20 protein-coding genes and 2 tRNA genes are annotated in these 21,132 nt (G+C 65.2%); 9 read left to right on the forward strand and 13 right to left on the reverse strand.

All coding sequences use genetic code 11. The features are described 5' to 3' along the window. Positions 1 to 183: 183 nt before the first annotated feature. Positions 184 to 912, reverse strand: coding sequence for an SDR family oxidoreductase (locus tag BOO71_RS20210; RefSeq protein ID WP_075835451.1), 729 nt, complete (start codon positions 910 to 912; stop codon positions 184 to 186). Between the two features lie 73 nt (positions 913 to 985). On the opposite strand from BOO71_RS20210, the gene mqnB reads away from it, so the two are divergent. Further along, positions 986 to 1,627: a futalosine hydrolase gene (gene mqnB / locus BOO71_RS20215; protein ID WP_075835453.1), complete on the forward strand. Its 642-nt coding sequence runs from the start codon at positions 986 to 988 to the stop codon at positions 1,625 to 1,627. Here the strand turns inward: mqnB and BOO71_RS20220 are convergent. Both BOO71_RS20220 and BOO71_RS27990 read right to left on the reverse strand, forming a co-directional pair. Beyond that, positions 1,624 to 2,058 carry a uracil-DNA glycosylase gene (locus BOO71_RS20220; protein ID WP_075835455.1) on the reverse strand — a complete coding sequence of 145 codons (435 nt, stop codon included), beginning with the start codon at positions 2,056 to 2,058 and terminating at the stop codon, positions 1,624 to 1,626. The genes mqnB and BOO71_RS20220 overlap by 4 nt on opposite strands. Before the next feature lie 75 nt (positions 2,059 to 2,133). After that, complete coding sequence (locus tag BOO71_RS27990; RefSeq protein ID WP_169816502.1) at positions 2,134 to 2,277, reverse strand: hypothetical protein; 144 nt, start codon at positions 2,275 to 2,277, stop codon at positions 2,134 to 2,136. A 150-nt stretch (positions 2,278 to 2,427) separates the two neighbouring features. On the opposite strand from BOO71_RS27990, the gene tdh reads away from it, so the two are divergent. Continuing rightward, positions 2,428 to 3,459: an L-threonine 3-dehydrogenase gene (tdh, locus tag BOO71_RS20225; RefSeq protein WP_075835457.1), complete on the forward strand. Its 1,032-nt coding sequence runs from the start codon at positions 2,428 to 2,430 to the stop codon at positions 3,457 to 3,459. A gap of 318 nt (positions 3,460 to 3,777) precedes the next feature. Then, positions 3,778 to 4,788, forward strand: a complete 1,011-nt coding sequence (gene trpS / locus BOO71_RS20230) for a tryptophan--tRNA ligase (protein WP_075835459.1) — start codon at positions 3,778 to 3,780, stop codon at positions 4,786 to 4,788. Here trpS and BOO71_RS20235 read toward each other — a convergent pair. Next, entirely contained in the window at positions 4,779 to 5,426 is a 648-nt protein-coding gene (locus BOO71_RS20235) for a pyroglutamyl-peptidase I (protein ID WP_075835461.1), read from the reverse strand. The genes trpS and BOO71_RS20235 overlap by 10 nt on opposite strands. Before the next feature lie 22 nt (positions 5,427 to 5,448). Here BOO71_RS20235 and BOO71_RS20240 point away from each other — a divergent pair, with 22 nt between their 5' ends. From BOO71_RS20240 to pdxH, 4 genes are all read left to right on the forward strand, one after another. Then, on the forward strand, positions 5,449 to 5,922 hold the full coding sequence (locus tag BOO71_RS20240) for a hypothetical protein (protein ID WP_139323080.1): 474 nt from the start codon (positions 5,449 to 5,451) through the stop codon (positions 5,920 to 5,922). Positions 5,923 to 5,981: 59 nt separating this feature from the next. Beyond that, entirely contained in the window at positions 5,982 to 6,284 is a 303-nt protein-coding gene (locus BOO71_RS20245; protein WP_075835486.1) for a putative quinol monooxygenase, read from the forward strand. A 195-nt stretch (positions 6,285 to 6,479) separates the two neighbouring features. Further along, positions 6,480 to 7,337 carry a DNA-formamidopyrimidine glycosylase gene (locus tag BOO71_RS20250; RefSeq protein WP_075835465.1) on the forward strand — a complete coding sequence of 286 codons (858 nt, stop codon included), beginning with the start codon at positions 6,480 to 6,482 and terminating at the stop codon, positions 7,335 to 7,337. 81 nt (positions 7,338 to 7,418) lie between these two features. Continuing rightward, the gene (gene pdxH / locus BOO71_RS20255) at positions 7,419 to 8,063 is read left to right on the forward strand and encodes a pyridoxamine 5'-phosphate oxidase (RefSeq protein WP_075835467.1); all 645 of its coding nucleotides are present in this window, start codon (positions 7,419 to 7,421) and stop codon (positions 8,061 to 8,063) included. Between the two features lie 89 nt (positions 8,064 to 8,152). Here pdxH and secA read toward each other — a convergent pair whose 3' ends face one another. Further along, the gene (gene secA / locus BOO71_RS20260) at positions 8,153 to 10,762 is read right to left on the reverse strand and encodes a preprotein translocase subunit SecA (RefSeq protein ID WP_075835469.1); all 2,610 of its coding nucleotides are present in this window, start codon (positions 10,760 to 10,762) and stop codon (positions 8,153 to 8,155) included. A 281-nt stretch (positions 10,763 to 11,043) separates the two neighbouring features. Here secA and BOO71_RS20265 point away from each other — a divergent pair, with 281 nt between their 5' ends. Continuing rightward, complete coding sequence (locus tag BOO71_RS20265; RefSeq protein ID WP_075835471.1) at positions 11,044 to 11,262, forward strand: hypothetical protein; 219 nt, start codon at positions 11,044 to 11,046, stop codon at positions 11,260 to 11,262. Between the two features lie 337 nt (positions 11,263 to 11,599). Here BOO71_RS20265 and BOO71_RS20270 read toward each other — a convergent pair. From BOO71_RS20270 to BOO71_RS20305, 8 genes are all read right to left on the reverse strand, one after another. Further along, a tRNA-Met gene (locus BOO71_RS20270) sits at positions 11,600 to 11,676 on the reverse strand. A 62-nt stretch (positions 11,677 to 11,738) separates the two neighbouring features. Beyond that, positions 11,739 to 11,814, reverse strand: a tRNA-Ala gene (locus BOO71_RS20275). Positions 11,815 to 11,914: 100 nt separating this feature from the next. Beyond that, positions 11,915 to 12,586 (reverse strand): TrmB family transcriptional regulator, encoded by a 672-nt coding sequence (locus BOO71_RS20280; protein WP_075835473.1) that lies wholly within the window; start codon positions 12,584 to 12,586, stop codon positions 11,915 to 11,917. Positions 12,587 to 12,616: 30 nt separating this feature from the next. After that, positions 12,617 to 13,801, reverse strand: coding sequence for a class I SAM-dependent rRNA methyltransferase (locus BOO71_RS20285; RefSeq protein WP_075835475.1), 1,185 nt, complete (start codon positions 13,799 to 13,801; stop codon positions 12,617 to 12,619). A gap of 274 nt (positions 13,802 to 14,075) precedes the next feature. Continuing rightward, complete coding sequence (gene lepA / locus BOO71_RS20290; protein ID WP_075835477.1) at positions 14,076 to 15,914, reverse strand: translation elongation factor 4; 1,839 nt, start codon at positions 15,912 to 15,914, stop codon at positions 14,076 to 14,078. A 404-nt stretch (positions 15,915 to 16,318) separates the two neighbouring features. Continuing rightward, a complete protein-coding gene (locus BOO71_RS20295; protein WP_075835479.1) occupies positions 16,319 to 16,600 on the reverse strand; it encodes a hypothetical protein in 282 nt (93 codons plus the stop codon). A gap of 47 nt (positions 16,601 to 16,647) precedes the next feature. Next, the gene (locus BOO71_RS20300) at positions 16,648 to 19,581 is read right to left on the reverse strand and encodes a transglutaminaseTgpA domain-containing protein (protein WP_083653683.1); all 2,934 of its coding nucleotides are present in this window, start codon (positions 19,579 to 19,581) and stop codon (positions 16,648 to 16,650) included. 55 nt (positions 19,582 to 19,636) lie between these two features. Beyond that, positions 19,637 to 20,587 (reverse strand): AAA family ATPase, encoded by a 951-nt coding sequence (locus tag BOO71_RS20305; RefSeq protein WP_075835481.1) that lies wholly within the window; start codon positions 20,585 to 20,587, stop codon positions 19,637 to 19,639. Between the two features lie 140 nt (positions 20,588 to 20,727). Between BOO71_RS20305 and BOO71_RS26505 the strand changes: the two genes are divergently transcribed. Continuing rightward, positions 20,728 to 21,132 (forward strand): transposase family protein (locus BOO71_RS26505; RefSeq protein ID WP_254843232.1); only part of this gene is annotated, 405 nt, incomplete at its 3' end.

Consider the following 21,132-nt stretch of genomic DNA (forward strand, 5'->3'; position numbering starts at 1 on the left):
TGAAATGCCGGGGATGGATGCTGCGGAAAGCTCAACTGCTCTGAAAATCGGGGCGGACGGTGAAGCGGTCTCGCTCTGTCCTGTAGATATGCGGCTGCGGGCCGGGCGGATTGCCTATTAAACCTTAATGGCGGGGCGGCGAGTGACAGTTAACGTGCAATCTATGTCTCCCAGGCGGGGCGTTCAGATGCTCCAGCCGCCGTCTACCAGCAACTCCTGCCCGGTGATGTAGGCGGCCTCGTTGGTGGCCAGAAAGGCAATCGCCGCCCCCACCTCGTTCGGCTGCCCGAAGCGGCGGGCGGGAATGCGGGCAGTCAGCTTCTCGGCGTCGGCGGGACTGCTGTTCAGAGCTTTGAGGCGGTCCGTGGCGGTGTAACCCGGCGCAACCGTATTGCAGGTCACGCCGTCGGCGGCCACCTCCAGCGCCAGCGTCCGCAGGTAGTTGGTCACGGCGGCGCGCATGGCGTTGCTGACCGGCAGCGTGGGCGAGGGCCGCCCCACCGTCAGGCTGGTCACGGCGATGATGCGGCCCCACTTTCGCTCGCGCATCCCGGCCAGCACCGCGTTCGCCAGCCGTACGGTACTCAGGAAGGTGGTGTCGTACCCGGCCTGCCACGCGGCCTCGCTGACCTCGCTGGGTTTCCCTGGTGGTGGGCCGCCCGCATTGCTGACCAGAATGTCCACGTCACCTGCCTCCCGCACGGCGGCTGAGACGCCTTCCGGGGTACTGACATCGGCCACCACCCAGCGCGCCCCGATGGCGTCCGCCGCCGTTCTGAGGGTGTCTTCGTGGCGCGCAGCCACCGTGACCCGTGCCCCCAGCCGGATCAGATCGTGCGCCGCCGCCAGCCCGATTCCCTTGCTGCCACCCGTGACCAGGGCGCGTTTTCCATCCAGCCGAAACAACGTCATGCGGGCAGGCTACACCCGGCGCGGTATGGGGAAGGGGAGATGCCGCGCACCGTTACCCCTTACCCTGTCCCTCATGCTGCCCCTGATCGTCGTCGCCACCCACGCCGAGGCCGAGCGCCTGCTGGACCTGAACGCCCGCGTGATCGTTTGCGGGGTGGGCGTGGTGGCTGCCGCCCTGGCCACGGCGCGGGCGCTGGCACAGGAAAAGGCTGGACTGGTCATCAGCGCAGGCATCGGCGGGGCCTATCCAGCGTCCGGCCTGTTGCCCGGTGACCTCGCCGTCTCATCTGAAATTATTCAGGCGGACCTGGGCGCGTGGGACGGCGATCAATTTCTGGACTTTGGGGAGCTGGGTCTGTCCATCCTCCCTACCTCATCGCACACCGGAAGGTTCCCTGCGTGGCACTTGGCATCGGAAGTCGCGCGGCGCACGGGCGCACGCCTGGGGCCAACGCTGACCCTGAGCAGCGTCACGGGTAGTCTGAAAACCGCCGCCTTTCTGGAGACCCGTTTTCCGGGCGCACTCACCGAGGGAATGGAGGGTGCAGGCATCGCCCACGCCGCCCTGCTGGCCGGGGTGCCGGTGCTGGAAGTGCGCGGCGTGAGCAACGCGGTGGGGCCGCGTGACCGCCCCGCCTGGCAGATTCCACAGGCGCTCGCCGCCACCCGGAAGGGCGTGGCGGCGGCGCTGGAAGTCTGGCTGGAGATCTGTTAGCTGTTCAGCGAGAGTTTGCCGCTGGTGGTGTTGGCCACATTGCCGGGAAAGTTGACCTTCACGTTCACGGTGGTCCCAGCGGGCGTGGCCGGATCGATGTTGATCCAGTGGCTGACCAGCACGGGGGGCGTGGGCTGCGGGTCCACGGCGCGCACCAGCACCCGCCCCTGCGCGGGCACAAAGACGCACCAGCCCTCGGGGGTGGTGGTGAAGGCCCGCACGGGCAGGATGCTTTGCAGGGTCATGTCGGCGTTGGTGGCCCAGTACTCGACGAGCAGGCTGGCCTGTTCCCGCCCGATGTCAGCCTGATCCAGATCGAGCTGAACTTCCACACTGTCGGGCATGCCGTCGACCAGATTGGTCCAGCCGGGGACGACAAAACGGTTGCTGGCGGCACTCTTGAACTGCTGGGGGTTGCTGGCATCGGTCATGCGCCTAGCCTAGCGGATTGACCGCCCGCAGAGGGCCGGACCCATGTTCATTTCCGTTTGTCTCTTGGCTGGGGTCTATTCGCTGTAGGTGCGCGCGGTGCGGATCAGCGCCCGCACGGCCAGATAGCCCACCACGAAGAACAGCAGCGGCGTGACGTTCAGGGTGACCTCGGAGTCCTTTTCGGGTTCCAGGGGATTTTGCTTGCGGTACTTGATCATGAAGTCAGGGTACGACACGACGGGAGGCGGGTGTCAGCGGGGCAGGCTTATGGAGTGTTGAGACCGGGTGTCCGGCCCTGGTGAACGCGGTCACGGCGGACAGCGCCGACTGAGAGTAAAACGGCTGGCGTGACCTCTTCCTCTCCCACCATGCGCGCCCTGAGCAAACTGAAACCCGAACCCGGCATCTGGCTGACCCGGACGGACGTGCCCGTTCCCGGCCCCAACGATCTGCTGATCCGCATAAAAAAGAGCAGCATCTGCGGCACCGACGTGCATATCTACAACTGGGACGACTGGGCGCAGCGCACGGTGCCCACGCCGATGGTGGTGGGCCACGAATACGTGGGTGTGGTGGCCGGCATGGGGTCCGAGGTCCGAGGATTTGAGGTTGGTGACCGCGTGAGCGGCGAGGGCCACATCACCTGCGGGCATTGCCGCAACTGCCGCGCGGGCCGCCGCCATCTGTGCCGCAATACCCAGGGCGTGGGCGTGCAGCGTCCCGGCTCGTTCGCCGAATATCTGGTGCTGCCGGCCTTCAACGCCTTTAAGCTCCCAGACGACATCTCCGACGATCTGGCCGCCATCTTCGATCCCTTCGGCAACGCCGTTCACACCGCCCTGAAATTCGATCTGGTGGGCGAGGACGTGCTGATCACCGGGGCGGGGCCAATCGGCGTGATGGCCGCCGCTGTCGCCCGGCATGTCGGGGCGCGGAACGTGGTGATTACCGATGTCAACGAGTACCGCCTGGATCTGGCCCGCGAGATGGGCGTGACCCGCGCCGTCAACGTGGCCCGTGAAGACCTGTGGACCGTCGCGCAGGACGAACTGCACATGACCGAGGGCTTCGACGTGGGCCTGGAAATGAGCGGCTCTGGCGCGGCTTTTGCCCAGATGGTGAAGACCATGAATCACGGCGGCAAGATCGCCCTGCTGGGCATCCCCGCCGGGCGTGTGGACATCGACTGGGACAGCGTGATCTTCAAGATGCTGACCATCCAGGGCATCTATGGCCGCGAGATGTTCGAGACCTGGTACAAGATGGTGGCCCTGATCCAGTCCGGCCTCGATCTGACCCCGGTCATCACCCACCACTTCGGCATTTCCGACTTCCAGCAGGGCTTCGACGCGATGCTGGGCGGCCAGAGTGGGAAGGTCATTCTGGACTGGGAGGGCTGAGCTGGGTTGTGGGCTGTGGTTTGTCGGGTGTGGGAAAAGCGCATTCCAGATGAAGCGGAAGGGTTGACCGTGGGAGCAGCCCATTCGCTGTCGAATGACTTTTTCCCAGGCTCCTACAGAGGATCAGAATGACACTCGCCTCCTCGCCCACGCGCTATCCTGCGCCCATGAGCTTCAAACAGGCACGCACGCAGGCATGGTGGCCCGGCAATTGACCGGGTGACCCTTCCTTTTGTGCCGTCGAACCGACAGGCCGCGCCCGGAGAACATCCTGGCGCGGCTTTTTTTGTTGCTCTCAATATCCCGGAGGAATAGACCATGACCACCAACCCGCCCAGAAAACGCATCCTGACCGGAGACCGCCCCACCGGCCCGCTGCACATCGGCCACCTGGCCGGGTCCCTCCGCAACCGCGTGGCCCTGCAACACGACTATGAAACCTTCGTGCTGCTGGCCGACGTGCAGGCGTTGACCGACAACTTTGAAAACCCGCAGAAGGTCCGGGGCAACGTGCTGGAGGTGGCGCTGGATTACCTGGCCGTGGGACTGGACCCGGACATCTGTACCTTCGTCATCCAGTCCCAGCTTCCTGAAATCGCCGAGCTGACGGTCTTTTACCTGAATCTGGTCACCGTCTCCCATCTGCGCCAGAACCCCACCGTCAAGGCCGAGATCGCGCAGAAGGGCTACGGCGAGTCGGTGCCCGCCGGATTCTTCGTCTACCCGGTGTCGCAGGCCGCCGACATCACCGCGTTCGGCGCGCATCTGGTCCCGGTGGGCGAGGACCAACTGCCCATGATCGAGCAGACGCGTGAGATCGTGCGGCGTTTCAACCACCTGTACGCCCCGGTCCTCATCGAGCCGCAGGCGCTGATAGGTCAGGCGGCCCGCCTCCCTGGTCTGGACGGCGGCGGCAAGATGAGCAAGTCTCTGAACAACGCCATCTTCCTGTCTGACAGCGCCGATACAGTGGCCCGCAAGGTGCGCGGCATGTACACCGATCCCGGTCACCTGCGTGCCGAGGACCCCGGACAGGTGGAGGGCAATCCAGTCTTCGCCTATCTGGACGCCTTCGACACCGATCACGCGGGCCTGGAGGCCATGAAAGACCACTACCGACAGGGCGGTCTGGGCGACGTGAAGGTCAAACGCCATTTAACTGATGTGCTGGAGGCGACGCTGGCCCCCATCCGCGAGCGCCGCGCCGACTTTGCCCTCGACATGGATAGTGTGCGGGACGTGGTTCGTCTGGGGACGCTCAGGGGCCGGAAAGTGGCTGCTGGAACGATGAAAGCAGTGCGTGAAGCGATGGGGCTGGATTATTTCTGAGTGCGGGAACCTTCTCCCAGAACCTGCGCCGCTACCCGCACCGCCCGCGTGATCTCTTCCTGCGGCAGATAGGGGAGAGGTAGGCGGTCTTCCGGCACGGCCAGGGCCACGGCTGGATTGGCGGGCAGGTGCAGAAAGCCGCACGGCACGTCGCTCTGGCCTCTCTGCGTCAGCCAGTGGCGGGCGTGGTACATCACGAAGTTGCAGACGTACAGGCCCGCCGTGTTGCTGATGTGGCCGGGAATGCCTGCCGCGTGCCACGCGCTCAGCATCCCGCGTAGGGGCAGGGTGGACAGGTAGGCCGGGGGCGCGTCCGCATGGGCGTGGGCGGGTGCGTCGCGGTAGGTGTTGCCCGCGTTATCCGGGATATTGAAGTCCATGACATTCAGCGCCACACGTTCCAGCGTGACCTGGGGTCGGCCCGCCGCCAGTCCGGTCAGCAGCACCGCGCCGGGCTGGTGCTGCTCCAGCAACGCCTCCAGCGCCTCGCCTGCCGAGTGCGGTTCCACTGGAAGCAGGGCCGAGACGACGCGCATGCTGCCCACCTCCAGCCCGTCCAGTGCTGCCGCTGCCCGCGCGCTGGGATTGTCGGGATGCGTGTGGAACGGCTCAAATCCAGTCAGGAGCAAGTTGGGCATGAACCAAGTGTAAGCTGAGTGTGTGAAGCTTAGCGTCAGGCTCGTCATGCCCCTCGCCTTTCTGTTGGCAACTGCGTGGGCCGCTCCCACCGTTCAATATGCCGAACTGAAGAAGGTCAATGGAACCAGTCAAACGGCCACGCTCACCCTCGATTACCTCGATTTTTTTGTGCTGGACGACGGCAATATCAAACAGGTGATGAAGCTGGGTGGCTACAGAACGCCCGACGAGGCTTCCGATGCCAATCCATCAGGGATCTATATCAGCAATACCAATCCACAACTTCGGCTTCTCAAAACGAACAGCAAGACGAAATTTTACCTCGTCTGTCTGGCCGACAGTGACCCCGGACAGTTCAGGTCGGTGGAGTTGAAGACTTTCGTGGCCTCCTGGCAGGGCGATACACCCAAAGGATGCTGGCCCTTCGCCCAGACAGTGCAGCTTGAACTGGATGGTTCACGCATCGTGAGTGTCACTGAGGTGTATTACCCCTGAGCGGCTTGTCCGGGCGCATTGTCTGGGCGTGGCGTTGTCGGAAGCGCACAATGGACGGCATGACCTACATTGCCGTCCACGCTGTCATCACCCCCAAACCCGAACACGTTGAAGACGTGCTGAGCGAGATGCTGGGCATGGTCCAGGGCAGCCGCCAGGAACCCGGCTGCCTACGCTATGACCTGCTGCGCCAGGACGACGCCGGAACCGTGCGCCTGCATGTGCAGGAGCGCTACCGCGACATGGAGGCCGTGCAGGCCCACCGCGACTCGGCTCATTACAAGGCTTACCGTGCCAAGGCCGGGGACTGGTTTCAGGAAGCCCCGGTGGTGACGGTGCTGGAAGAGATAGACGTGGCCTGATACGGACTCCGATTGAAAGGTGTTGAAAACGCCTGGAAATCCGAGCAGAGCGAGAAGGAGAAAAACGGGTTCCGGGCGTGGAGTGCAGGAATCGGCGCTGTCCCGATTTCTGCGCGAAACAGACGGAACCCGTATGAGTTTTCCCGGAGCCTTCGCTACCTTCGCCCCGCAGCCACGCCGCTATGCTGGGCGGGTATGCCAGAGCTGCCGGAAGTCGAGACCACGCGCCGCAAGATCGAGCCGCTCCTGCGCGGGCGCGTCATTGCGAATGTCGAACACGACGCGCCGCACAAGTACCGCGATACCCATCTGGCGGTGGGACGGCGGGTGCAGGGCCTGTCCCGGCGCGGCAAGTACCTGATGCTGCAACTGGCAGGAGCGGACGCGGCAGAGACTGACCCCCACGATCTGGAATTTATTGTCCATCTGGGTATGACCGGGGGCTTTCGTCTGGAACCGGGGCAGCACACCCGCGTCACCCTCACCACCGAGGACGGCGAACAACTCTTCTTCAACGATCCGCGCCGCTTCGGAAAGATGGCCGTGGTCCGTCCCGGCGAGTACGCGAGTATGCCCACCCTGGCCGCGATGGGACCCGAACCCCTCTCCGACGATTTCACCGAGGCCGACTTCGTGAAGCTGGCGCGCGAGGCGGGCGCAGTCAAGCCGTGGTTGCTGTCCCAGAAGCCCGTCAGCGGGGTGGGCAACATCTATGCCGACGAAAGTCTGTGGCAGGCCCAGATTCACCCGGCCCAGACGCGTCTGACCTCCGCCGAGGGCAAGAAGCTGTACACGGCCATCCGCGAGGTCATGGCAAAGGCGGTGGAGGCGGGCGGCAGCAGCCTGGGCAACGGCGTGGGCAATTACCGCCAGCACGACGGCGTGAGCGGCCTCTTTCAGCTCGAACATCACGTTTACGGCAAGGGTGGGCAGCCCTGCCCCCGCTGCGGCACCGACATTGCCAAAATTGTGCTGGCTCAGCGTGGAACACATTTCTGCCCGAAGTGCCAGACGCTCAAAGAGAGGTCTAAGAGTCAAGGGTCTAAGGGCTAACAACCCCCGTCTCTTCCGCCTTTCTCTGGACTCTCAGACCCTTGACCCTTAGACGCGCCGCCGGGCGCTGAAGGAGCTTCCATGACCGATCTCACTTCCCTGCGAATCTCCTATACCCGCGACGCGCTGCGGCGGGCTGACCTGAACCCTGACCCACTGGCACAGTTCAAAAGCTGGTTCGATGCCGCACAGCAGGCCGATTTGCCCGAACCCTATGCCCTGTCCCTGGCGACGGCGGACGCTTCCGGGCGGCCCAGTGTCCGCACGGTATTGCTGCGCGGTGCGGACGCTGGTGCGTTGACCTTCTACAGCAACTTCGAGTCCCACAAGGGCCATGATCTCGCGGCCAATCCGCAGGCCGAACTCCTGTTCTACTGGGCCGAACTGGAACGTCAGGTCCGCGCTTACGGCTCTATCGCCCGCGTGCCGGATGCCGAGGCCGACGATTATTTCCACGTCCGCCCGCGCGACAGTCAACTGGCCGCCCACGCCAGCGATCCGCAGAGTGCGCCCATTGAAAACCGTGAGGCGTTGGAAGCCAAATTCGCCGCCCTGCACGAACGCTTTCCCGAAGACCAGCCCGTTCCGCGCCCGGACTTCTGGGGCGGCTACCGCGTGACCGTGCAGGAATGGGAATTCTGGCAGGGCCGTCCCAACCGCATGCATGACCGCTTCCGCTACAGCAGGCAGGGCGACGGCTGGCAGATCGAACGTCTGATGCCCTGAATCGGCTGCCCTCTCTTTCTCTGGTGGGCCGTTAGCAAAAGCGACGCGGGAAGCAACCTTTCGCTGCTTCCCGCGCCCCGTTTCCTGCTTTAGCCCGTCTGACCGAACTGCATCCTGAATACGAACTTGGTGACATCTATTTTCAGGTTGTCGATCATCTCGTTGAACATGTTGGTGGCCTCGAACTTGTATTCGGTGAAGGGATCGCGCTGGCCGTAACCGCGCAGGCCGATGCCCTGTCGCAATACGTCCATGCCGTGCAGATGTTCCTTCCAGTGCTGGTCCACCGTTTGCAGCAGCACATAGCGCGACAGGCTGTTGAGCATGGTGGGACTCAGCTCGTCCTTGCGGGCGTCGAAGCTGTCGGCCACCGCGCCCAGCAGGGCGTTCTGGGCGTCGGCGGGAGACATGGCGCGCAGGCCCTCGAAGTCGAAGCCCTCCATCTGTGGTACGGCATCCAGAATGGCGGCCTGTAGCCCCTCGATGTCCCAACTATCAGCGTTGGCCTCAATGGGCAGGTACTGGGCGAGCTGCATGTCCACGAAGTCGGCGATCATGCCCTCGGTGGATTCCTCGACGGCCTCGTCCGGCCCCAGCAACACTTCGCGGCGCTGGGCGTACACGGTGTCGCGCTGCTTGCTCATCACGTTGTCGAATTCCAGCAGTTGCTTGCGGGTGCTGAAGTTGCGGTCCTCCACGCGGGCCTGCGCCTTCTCGATTGCGCCCGTGACCATCTTGGCCTCGATGGGCTGGGTGTCGTCCATGCCCAGGCGGTCCATCATGGACACCACGCGCTCGTTGGCGAACAGGCGCATCAGGTCGTCCTCAAACGAAACGTAGAAGCGGCTGCTGCCGGGATCGCCCTGCCGTCCGGCACGCCCGCGCAACTGGTTGTCGATGCGGCGCGACTCGTGGCGTTCGGTGCCGATGATGTGCAGGCCGCCCACCTGCTGCACGCGCTCGTGGTCCGCCACCGTTTCCGAATGGAGCTGCTGGGCCTGCCCGATAAACTCCTCGGTCATGCCGGGAATCTGCATACCGATCTCCACGATCTGGGGGTCTTTGCGGCTCAGCGCCGTGATGAACGCCTCGACTTCCGGCACGTAACGGCCCAGGCCCAGGCTGGACTCGATGCTGGCCCCGATGATCGACTCGGCGTCGCCGCCCAGCTTGATGTCGGTGCCGCGCCCGGCCATGTTGGTGGCAATCGTGACCGTGTTGCTGCGCCCAGCCTGCGCAATGATGCTGGCCTCCTGCGCCTCAAATTTGGCGTTCAGGACGCTGTGCTTCACGCCCGCCGCCGTCAGCAGTTCGCTGAGCTGCTCGCTGGTCACGATGCTGGCGGTGCCGATCAGCACCGGGCGGCCCGTGGCGTGCATCTCCTTGACTTCCTCCACCACCGCGTTGTACTTGCCCAGCTTGCTGCGGTACACCAGATCCTCGGAATCCTTGCGGATCACGTCGCGGTTGGTGGGGATCACCAGCACGTCCGAGCCGTAGATGTCCAGAAATTCCTTCTCCTCGGTCTTGGCGGTGCCGGTCATACCCGAGAATTTGTTGTACAGGCGGAAGAAATTCTGGTAGGTAATGGTGGCCAGCGTCTGGTTCTCGTTTTCGATCTTGACGCCTTCCTTGGCCTCGATGGCCTGATGCAGGCCCTCGCCGTAGCGGCGGCCCGGCATGCTGCGCCCGGTGAACTCGTCGATGATGATCACCTCGCCCTCGGCGTTGACGATGTAGTCCTTCTCGCGCTTGTACAGCTCGTTGGCGCGCACCGCCTGGGTGATCATGTGCGCCTTGTCCATGTTCTCGGGGCTGAACAGGTCCGGGATGCTCAGCAGTCGCTCGATCTTGGCGATGCCGCTCTCGTTCATGTGGACCTGTTTGGTCTTCTCGTCGATGGTGTAGTCGCCCGTCGCCTCGGCACGCTCGCCGGGCACGGCAGGCTCGCCCTTCTGGAGCCGCCGGATCAGCTTGGCGTACACGTAATACAGGTCGGTGGCCTTCTCCGCTGCCCCCGAGATGATCAGCGGCGTGCGGGCCTCGTCGATCAGGATGCTGTCCACCTCATCCACGATGGCGAAGTTCAGCGGGTGTTCGGCGCGCAGGGACAGGGCCTCGCGGCTCTGGGCCATGTTGTCGCGCAGGTAGTCGAAGCCCAGTTCCGAGTTGGTCACGTAGGTGATGTCGCAGGCGTAGGCGGCCTGCTTCTGCGCAGGTTGCAGTTCGCGGCTGGCCAGCCCCACGGTCAGGCCCAGGGTGCGGTACAGCAGGCCCATCTCGTCCGCGCCCACGCGCGCCAGATAGTCGTTGACCGTGACCAGATGGCAGCCGCGCCCTTGCAGCGAGTTCAGCGCCAGCGCCAGCGTCGCCACCAGCGTCTTGCCCTCGCCGGTCCGCATCTCGGCAATGCGGCCCTTGTGCAGGGCGTAGCCGCCGATCAATTGCACGTCGTAGTGCCGCTTGCCGATGGAGCGGCGTCCGGCCTCACGGATCAGGGCGAAGGCGGGGATGATCACGTCGTCCAGGGACTCGCCGCCCTCCTGCACGCGGGTACGTAGGGCCGCGAAGGCGGCGGGAAGGTCTTCCACCCCCATCATCTCTTCTTCCAGCGCGTTGACCGGCTGCACGATGGTTTTCACGATCTGCTGCACGTCGCGTTGGTTGTTATCGAATAATTTATTAAGGACACGGAACATGACGAGCAAGTATACCGCCCCGGACCTGACCGTGGCCTCACAAGTTCACAGTGGCGCGCGTAAGCAACCTGAGCGCGGCAGACTCAGCGTTCTGTGCTGTTGCGCCTGGGCCTACCACGCTGGGGCAAGGGCCGCCTTGCGTCAACTTCTGGTGAAGGCCAGTCCTGCCCGCCTCTGTCGGTCTTCGTGCAAATGTGGAGGGTGCAGTGGGTCACAGTGAAGTCGGAACCGGAGTCATTGGCCCGGCGAAGCACCCCATCACCCACCAGGAGGGAACACCTATGTCCAACCGCAGCATCTCCAACTTTCTCAGCGTCGCGGGATTCGCGTCCATCATCGCCTCGATCATCATCTGGGCCACCCAGGGCGGCACCGACAAGACCCACGAGGAAAAGTCGCACGGCGAGCGCTTCGGCATCTTCGTGGGCCTGTGGGCACCGACGTTCTTCGTGCTGTCTAACCGTTACAACACGGCAGCCCTGGAAGAAGAGAACAACTAAAACTGACCTGCGTAGACTGGCCATCTAAGTGGTACGGTCTACAGTCTCAGCGTCGGCACAGAACACGTTTCGAGCAAGACCCGCCAGTCTCAGATTCGTCTGCTGGCGGGTCTTGTCGTGGACGGGGATTCATAGGCGGGTGCCAGGACCGCAAGCAGCGTGTATGGGCGGCGGGTATGGCATTCCCAGAATTCGTCGAGGTACATATTAGAATCCTCTGGCTGGTCAGGTCAGCGAATCGTGCGCTCCGCAAGTTAACGGACCCGTCAAATCTCATCTCGCCCAGGAACCGGGTCGAAAATAGAAAAACCCCGTACTGGACGGGGATTTCTCTTTGTGGTGGCGATGCGCGGACTTGAACCGCGGACCTAACGATTATGAGTCGTTCGCTCTAACCAGCTGAGCTACATCGCCTGGGGATCGTGCAAGAAACTTATCCAGGAAAAAAGCAGCCCCGCACAGTGGCGGGGGCTTCTTGGTGGAGCTGAGCGGGTTCGAACCGCTGACCTTCTGAATGCCATTCAGACGCGCTCCCAACTGCGCCACAGCCCCTCTTGTTGGAAATTTTTTGTCCGCCTCTTTCAAGGCTCAGCAATCTTAACAGCGCCTTTCCGGCTTGTCAACGGGCAGGGCCGCCAACCTGCCAGACGGCCTAGCCGGACGCCGTCTGCCGGGAGGCCAGATTCACGTAGCCCTCGATCAGGTGGATGATGACCGGGTTGTGGGTGTGGACGCCGTGCGCCTGTCCCACGCCGTCCTCATCGATGAAATGGGCGATCAGGGCGGCCTCGCCGTCGCGGGCGAGCAGAAAGGCGCGCTGGCCCTCGGCGGCGACGCTGGGCAGGCCCGTCAGGGGGGTGCGGAGCAGTTCCACGCCGCGCGGGGTCAGGCGTTCCAGGTCCTGCGCGAAGCTAGCCTCCCCGGCCATGAACAGGCTGCGCCGGGCGTTCAGGGTCAGGTCCTCGCACAGGCTGCGGATGGCCGCCTCGCCGTACAGGTGATACACAGCTTCCGGGGCTGGATCGGGGGCCAGGCGCGACAGGTCCCGGTCCAGTGCGCCCAGCCGGTCATCGAAGCTGCGGCGGGCGCGGGCCAGATACTCGCGGGCGCTGAGGGGCGCGTATTCCAGCGGATTCTGGCCCATCTTGGCGGCCAGTCCCCGGCCCTCCAGCCGCTCCAGCGTCTCGTAGATCTTGGGCCTGGGAATGCCAGCCTGCCGCGCCACACGGGCGGGGACGGCGCGGCCCAGCGCCAGCAATGCGGTATACGCGCGGGCCTCGTACTCGGTCAGGCCCAGCGCTTGCAGATGAATCACGGCGCTCATGTACGGATCAGCATACGGGAAAAGGGCTGCTCACGCTTGCTTTCTCAGCAGAATGCTCTTGAGGTACAGGCTCTCGGGCACGCTGAGCAGGTGTGGGTGATCGGCGGGCTGATAGGTCACGGCCACCACCTCGGCGTCGCAGTCGGCCTCGGCGGCGGCCACGCGGGCGGCGTCCAGCAGGTCATCCACCCGGATGTAGTGGGCGCAGGTGCTGATCATCAGATGACCGCCATTTTCCAGCATTCGCAGGGCGTGGGCCGCGCCGTCGGTGAAGATGCGCTTGGCGCGCGGCACGTCGTCGCGCCGCTTGGCGAGGGTGGGCGGGTCCAGCACGGCGGCCCCGAAGGTGCGCTTCTCGCGCTCCAGCGCCGCCAGAATTTCCAGCGCGTCGCCCCAGCGCACGCCCACATTGCCGTTCACGCCGTTGCCCCGCGCGGCCCCCTCCAGCGCGGCCAGGGCCACCTGATCCTTGTCTACGGCCACGCTCTTTGCGCCCGCCTTCGCCGCGTGCAGGCTGAAGCCCCCGGTGTACGAGTACACGTCCAGAAAGCCCGCGCCGGGCCGCACCAGGGAGCGCATCAGGCGGCGGTTGTCGCGCTGGTCCAGAAAGAAGCCAGTCTTCTGCGCGTCCATCGGGGCGAAGTGCAGGGTCAGGTCGTCCTCGTGGAATTCCACGCGCTCCGGCACCTCGCCCCACAGCGGCCCGGCCACCATGCCCAGCCCCTCGCGGCGGCGTTCGCCCGTGTCACTGCGTTCGTAGGCGCTGCTGGCCCCGGTGACTTCCTTGAGCGCCTTGAGAATCAGTTCACGGTGGCGCTCGGCCCCGGCGTTGCGGAGCTGCACGGCCAGCACGCTGCCGAACTGATCGGCCACCACTCCGGGCAGCCCATCGGCCTCGGCGTAGACAGCGCGTACCGCATTGGTGTTCAGGATGCGGCCCTCGCGGCGTTTGAGGGCGGCCTTGACGCGGGTGCGGTAGAACTTGAGGTCCACCTCCTCCCGTTCCCAGGTCAGCAGGCGCAGCGGCGTCGCGCCGTCCGGGTTGAAATAGCCGCGTGCGATGACCTTGCCGCCGGGGCCTTTCACGTCCACCACCTCGCCGGGCGTGATTCCGGCATCGGCATCGGCAATGTCGCCGGAATGTCCGAAGGGGTAGCGGCCCGCGATACGCCGGACGGCGGCAGGCTCAAGAGTGACGGAGGCGGACTTCTTCATGGACGTCAGGCTAGCGCGGGGAGACCGGAAGGCTATGGGGAGAGCGTTTTGCACATATTGGAGATCGACACCGACATTTTTCCGAACCTGTGAAGTTCGGCGGTCAGAAGCTCGATTCTCGATGTGCTGCACCTTGAGCGCAGGAGGTCATCCAAAGCCGGGAGGAAGACCTCGGCTTGCATGGGTTGAGGTCGGAATGGAACTGTCCTGTTCCCGTCCCACAAAGGTTTTTTGCGGTTAGGGTGATATTCAGGGGAGCAGCCAGAAAACCGCGCTACTCGTCTGTACTCAGCACTGCCAGGAAGGCTTCCTGCGGCACTTCCACCGTGCCGATCTGCTTCATGCGGGCGCGGCCCTTCTTCTGCTTGTTCAGCAGCTTCTTCTTGCGCGAAATATCGCCGCCGTAACACTTCGCCAGCACGTCCTTGCGGTACGCCTTGACGGTGGCACGGGCAATAATTTTTGCGCCAATGGTGGCCTGCACGGGCACGGGGAACATCTGGCGCGGAATCACCTCGGCCATCTTGTCCACGATCTTGCGGCCCAGCGCGTAGGCCCGGCTCTCGTGGACGATTACGGCCAGGGCGTCCACGATCTCGTTGTTGACCATGATGTCCACCTTGCGCAGATCGCCGTCGCGGTAGCCCAGTTGCTCGTAGTCCATGCTGGCGTAGCCGCGCGAGATACTCTTGAGGCGGTCATGGAAGTCGTACAGGATTTCCGCGAAGGGCACCTCATAGACCAGTTCCACGCGCTTGCCCAGGTAGTTCATGGTGACCATCGAGCCGCGCCGGTCTTGCAGCAGGCCCATCACCGGCCCCACGTAGTCCTCGGGCAGCATCACCGAGAGCTTGATATATGGCTCCTCGACGGTTTCAATCCGGTCACGGGTCGGGAATTGCGCCGGGTTCTGGGTTTCAAAGACCTCACCGTTGGTCAGGCTGATGCGGTAGACCACGGCGGGGGCGGTGGCGATCAGGTCCAGATCGTACTCGCGTTCCAGGCGTTCCTGAATGATCTCGGCGTGCAGCAGGCCCAGGAAGCCGCAGCGGAAGCCGAAGCCCAGTGCCTCGGACGTTTCTGGATCGAAGCTGAAGGCCGCGTCGTTGAGCTTGAGCTTTTCCAGCGCGTCGCGCAGCTTGCGGTAGTCCTCGGTGTCGGTGGGGTAAAGGCCGGAAAAGACCACGGGCTGCGCGGGCTTGAAGCCGGGGAATGCCTGGGGGGTTTTGCGCTCCCGGCCCGTCAATGTGTCGCCTACCTGCGCGTCGGCAATGTCCTTGATCCCGGCGGCCACCCAGCCCACTGCCCCGGCCTGCAACTCCTCGCCCACCACCAGACCGGGGGTAAAGGTGCCCACCTTGTCCACCTCAAAGGATTTGCCCGCGTTCATCAGGCTGATCTGGTCCTTGGCCGTGACGGTGCCTTCCAGCACGCGCACGAACAGGATCACACCCTGGTAGGCGTCATAAAACGAGTCGAAGACCAGCGCCTTGAGGGGGGCCGCCGGATCGCCGGAGGGCGGCGGAATGCGGGCCACCACCGCTTCCAGAATCTCGTCGATGCCGATGCCCGCCTTGGCCGAGGCGAAGACGGCGTCCTCGGCGGGAATGCCGATCACGTCTTCCAGCTCTTTGGCCGCACCTTCCGGGTCGGCGGCGGGCAGGTCGATCTTGTTGATCACCGGCACGATTTCCAGGTTGTTGTCGATGGCCAGATACGCGTTCACGATGGTCTGCGCCTCCACCCCCTGCGAGGCGTCCACCAGCAGCAGCACGCCCTCGCAGGCGGCCAGCGAGCGGGACACTTCGTAATTGAAATCCACATGGCCGGGCGTGTCGATCAGGTTCAGCACGTAGGTCTCACCGCCCGTACCGTCGTCCTGCATGGGGCGGGTGTATTCCAGCCGGATCGGGGTGGATTTGATGGTGATGCCGCGCTCGCGCTCCAGCTCCAGTGTGTCTAGGGTCTGGTTGCGCTTGTCGCGCTCACCCATCGCGCCCAGCCGCTCCAGAATGCGGTCTGCCAGGGTGGACTTGCCGTGATCGACGTGGGCGATGATCGAAAAATTGCGGGTTGCCGCAGGGGGTAGAGAGGAGAGGGGCTTGACGCTCATTATCCCGCAGTGTAGCCGGGCGCGGCGCAGAGGACAGCGGCGGGAAGCACAGGGCAGGAGTGCGTCACGCTGGCGTGTGAAATCTACTGAACTGAAAAAAATATGATTTCATGAAGAAACTGCGTTCCAGCGCAGCAGAATTCGTGCCCTGGTGGATGATACGGCGTTCAGAACCTCAGAGGCGATGGCGCTTTCCAGGGTATCGATCATCCGGGGAATGGATTGAACCGGACTCCGCTCAGATTTCTTCGGGCGCATCCTGCTTATCGGGCTGTTCGATCTGAAGGGCGAGAGCAACATCCCCGCCACCTTCTCGGCGTTGACTGAACACCACTTTCAGCTTGGGGTGGGTAGACGGGCCGGGCTGCTCTGACCTTCTGCGTGGGCCGGACCTGGGTATCGTCTCAGACGGTCAGCGCCACGCCGGTTCCTGCACTCTCGGCCCGTCTGTCCACAGACACCTTCCAGAATACTGAAACGAGAGATCCCAAGACGCGCGGGGCCACCCGAACACCTACACTGCCCGGTAGCCATGACCGACGCCCTTCCACCGAACCTTTCTCCTGCTCCAGCGCGTGACGCAGGATCTGGCCGCACTTCGCCAGCCGGACGCCGTCTTCAATATCGTCCTGCGAGATGTGCTGGAGGCCCTGGGAGGTCTCGGCGGGACGGTCCTGCTGGTTCATTCCAACTCTTCATTCTGGCCTGGATGCGTGTGCGCGAGAACACGCCGCTACCGTTTGACCTTCCGCAGCGCCAGCGCCAACGCCTTTAGAGCCTCTGCCGGGTCGCCCGGCGCGTAGCGGGCCACCTGATAGGCGCGGACCACTTCATCCAGGGCGGGGGCCAGATGGGGGCGGGCGGCGGCGGCGCGGGCAGCGTAGGCACTGGGGGTTTCGCCGGGGGTGCGGGGCAGGCCCAGACGCACAGTCAGGTCATGCAGGGCGCGGGCGGCAGGATCACGCGGGCGCGCGGCCTGCCGCAACCACCACAGCGCAGGCAGCAGCGCCAGCCCCAGCAGCAGTGGCAACACCGCCAGATACGGCACCGAGCCGACGCCGCCCAGGCCCACCCGCGAGAGCAGCGCCTGCTGCTGGCCGCCGTCATACCCCACGATCAGATCGTTCCAACGGTTTTGCAGGGCGTCCAGGCGCAGGCCCAGACGGCTCAGGGAAGTGGCGGCGGCGGCGGCACTGGCCTGCGGCTGGGTCAGGGCGGTGGACAGTCCGGCACTCACGCGGGCGGGGGCCACCACGGCGGTGGGGTCCACGCGCTGCCAGCCCTGGCCCTGCACCCAGACCTCGGCCCAGGCGTGGGCGTCCTGCTGGCGCACGATCAGGTAGCCGCCGTCGGGGTTGACCTCGCCGCCCAGGTAGCCGCCGACAATCCGGGCGGGCAGCCCGGCGGCGCGCATCAGGAAAACGAAGGACTGCGCGTAGTGTTCGCAAAAGCCCTGTCTTGTGCCGAACAGGAAGGCGTCCACCCGGTCCTGCGCGGGCAGCAGCGGCGGCGAGAGGGTGTAGGAAAAGCCGCCCCGGCGCAGGTAGTCCAGCCCCGCCTCGATCCGTCCCTGGGGGGGCAGACCGCGCCAGCTTTCGCCCAGTGCGGCGGCGCGTGGACTCTGCCCGGCGGGGAGCGACAGGTCAAATTGCAGCCGCTGTGGGTTCTCGCTGACGCCCAGCCGGGCCGGGCGACTTTCCAGCGTCACGCGGCGGCGGGCGCTGACCGGGCGCAGGGTCACGGCCTGAAACGCGGTGGTCAGCACGGCACCTTGCGGCACTTCCAGCGGGGCGTCCAGCGCCAGCAGCCACGGATTATCGGACGGTTCCAGCGTCAGGGTGTAGTTCCAGGCTGGGGCACCCGCCAGCGGTTCGACGCTGGGCGACGGGCCGCCGATCCGCACCTGTTTCCAGGACTGGCCGTCATAGGCTTCATAGACCGGGCCGCGCCAGTAACGCTGATCCGGGGGGGGCAGCGCGCCCGTGAAGTCGGCGCGAAAGGCCACCGCGCGGTTCTGCGCCAGATTGCTGTACTCCCCGGCGCGAATCTCGCTGGACAGACCCGTGGTGGCCCCGCCCTGAACCGGCAGTTGCCACAGTGGGCTTTCCGGGCGGGGAAACAGCACGAACAGCGTCAGCGCCAGCGGCACGGCCAGCGCCAGCAGCCCGCCACTGCGGATCAGCGTGGAGGGCAGGTCCGCCTCATCCTCCCGGCTGCTTTCCTTGAGATCCGTGCGTGTTGGAGCGGTCCAGCGAGAGGCCGCCGCCAGCAGCAGCGCCGCGCTGAGAATGGCGTGCAGGGCGGTCAGCGGTCCCTGGCCATGGAAAAAGTGCGTGCTGGCGACGAACAGCCCCAGCAGCACCAGCAGGTGGCCGTCGCGCCTGCCGTGGCTCTCGGCGGTTTTGAGGGCCACCAGCAGTCCCAGCAGCGCGGTTCCGGCGGCACTGCCCAGCAGCGTGCCGTATGTGGCATTCAGGCCCACGGCGGCCAGCCCGGCCACCACCCCCAGCAGCCAGGTGGGAATGGCAGGCAAAGGGCGCATGGAAAGTGGGCGGCGCGTGCGGAATGCCCCGTATGTCAGCAGCCCCGCCACCAGTGCCGAATCCCACAGCGGCTGCCGCAGCACCCCCGGCACGAGGGTAAACGCCAGAGCCAGCAGCGTGACCCGTAAGGCGTCGGTGTCGGTGGCCGCCAGCAGCTTGAGACGGGGTGGGGGCGTGGCCGGGGGGAAGGGGGAAACACCCGCCAGCAGCGTCAGGGCGGCCAGCCGTTGCGTCTCGCCACTGCCCGCCGCCAGCGCCGCACCGGGCAGCTTGAGGGCGAAGGGCAGGCCCGCGTGGTCCATCTCCATCACCCAGGCGGCCAGTCGGGAGAGGCGGGCCTCGGGATCTCCCGCCGTATCCGCCCAGTCCAGCAGACGCACCTGCCCCTGCGCGGCGTCGGTCTCGCGGGTCAGCAGGGTGCCGGTGCGGGCCACATGCCGCCAGGAAATCTGCCGGGGCGAGTCGCCAGGGGTGTAGGGGCGCAGGCCAGCGAATTCCTCGTCGCCGCGCGTGCGGTTGTGGCCGCCCTCCAGACCCGGCACCGTGCGCGGGGGTGCGGGGGGCGCATTCGTCTCCGGGGCCGGGGCGACGTTGACCGTGACTGGCGAGGGCGCAGCCAGACCCGCTGCCCACAAACCCAGAAAATCCAGCGCGGCAGGGGCAGAGGGGGTCAGCGTCAGCGGGCCGCGTGTGCGGGCGGACATGGGCACCGTCAGGGTGCGGACCTCGCCCGCCGCCACGCGCAGGGTGACGGTGCGGGTGTCGCCCGCGCTGCTTTTCAGGCCAAGTGTCACCGCGCCCGCCACCGTCGCTGTGACCGACAGGGTGAACACGGCCTCCCCTCCAACACTGGCCCCGGCGGGGGCGCTCAGGGTCAGGCGAATCTGCCGCGCTGCGCGGGCCACGCCGGTAGAGGCCATGACCCACACGCCGCCCAGCAGAAAGGTCAGGCCGTAACCCAGGCTCAGGCCGTAGTTGATGCAGCCCACCAGGGTCAGCGTGACCAGCAATAAAAAGGCGAGGCCAAAGCGGGTGGGCCGCAGGGAAAGCGCCGGGCCTGGGTTGCGTGGAGTGGCGAGAGGAGTTGTCGGGCGCTCTGCCTTCTGGGCCCGATTGGTGGTCATGAGACGGAGAAAGCCGACTGGCGCGAGGCTCCTTGCACTGTCTGCACGGTGCGCCTCACGGGATCGGCGTGTCCGCCAGCATCCGGGAGATCAACCCCGCCACATCTACACCCGGACCGCGCACGGGCAGGCGGTGGGCAGCCAGCGCGGGGAAAACGGCCTGCACGTCTTCGGGCAGGGCCATCGGGCGGCCTGCCAGATAGGCCCAGGCACGGGCGGCAGACAGCAGCGCCAGCAATGCGCGCGGACTCAGGCCCACCGACAGCCCCGGATGCTCGCGGGTGGCGCGGGCCAGCAGTTGCAGGTAATCCAGCAGCGGGCCTGCCGCGTGAATGCCGTCCACCTCGCGCTGCATCTGAAGCAGGATGGGGGCGTCCAGCACGGCCCCCAGATCACGAACGCTCTGGCTGCGGCCACCCGTTTCCAGCAGGGTGCGCTCGGCGCGTGGGTCCGGGTAGCCCAGCGTGATGGTCATCAGAAAGCGGTCCAGTTGCGCCTCGGGCAGCGGCAAGGTGCCCACGAAGGCTGCCGGGTTCTGCGTGGCGATCACGAAAAAGGGATCGGGCAGGGGCCGGGTCACGCCTCCCTCGCTGACCTGCCGTTCCTCCATCGCCTCCAGCAGCGCACCCTGGGTACGCGGTGTGGCGCGGTTGATCTCATCGGCCAGCAGCACCTCGCTGAAGACTGGCCCCTGGTGAAAGCGGAAGACCGAGTTGGGCGCGTCCCACACGCTGATCCCGGTCAGATCGGCGGGCAGCAGATCGGCGGTGAACTGCACGCGCCGGAAATCCAGCCCGAAGGTGCGGGCCAGCGCCCCGGCCAGCGTGGTCTTGCCCACCCCCGGCTGGTCCTCGATCAGCAGGTGTCCGCGCGCCAGCAGACAGGCCACCGCCAGCCGGATCTGTCCCGGCTTGCCCAGAATCACGCCGTCGAGCTGCGCCAGCGCGGCCTTCAAGGTCTCTGCGTGCGAGAGGGACTGGGGGGCAGAGGTCACGGCGCGCATCATCTGGGTCTCAGCCTAGCGGGCGGGGTCTGACAGAACTGCGACGGGGCTGACGGGGGAGCCAGGGGACCTCCCGACCTCGACAACCCAGCTCAGCCAGCCCACACTAGACCTCTTGCGAAAGTCGTGCGCTAAGGTAGGGGATGGTTGGCACGCTAAAATATCATCAGGCCCTGAAGCTGAATCGCACGAGTTTTCGCCGTCGCATTGGTGTGTACCCTGAAACATTTCTAGAGATGGAGACCGTGTTGCAAGAACGCCATGCCAACAAAGTCAAATCTGGACGGCCACCTGCACTCTCTTTGGGAGCGCAACTCCTGATGACGCTGGAGTTCTGGCGCGAGTACCGCACGTTGTTTCACATCGGCCAGGACTGGGGTGTCCATGAGGCCACGGTTCAGCGAACCGTGGTGCGTGTTGAAGATGCCCTGATACAAAGCGGGAAATTCTCGCTTCCCGGCAAAAAAGCCCTGATTGACCACGGCACGGTCTTCACAGCCGTGCTGGTCGATGTCAGCGAAGTCCCGTGTGAGCGCCCAAAAAAATCA

The organism is Deinococcus marmoris (genome assembly GCF_001949125.1).
In the GTDB taxonomy this organism is placed as follows: Bacteria; Deinococcota; Deinococci; order Deinococcales; family Deinococcaceae; genus Deinococcus; species Deinococcus marmoris_A.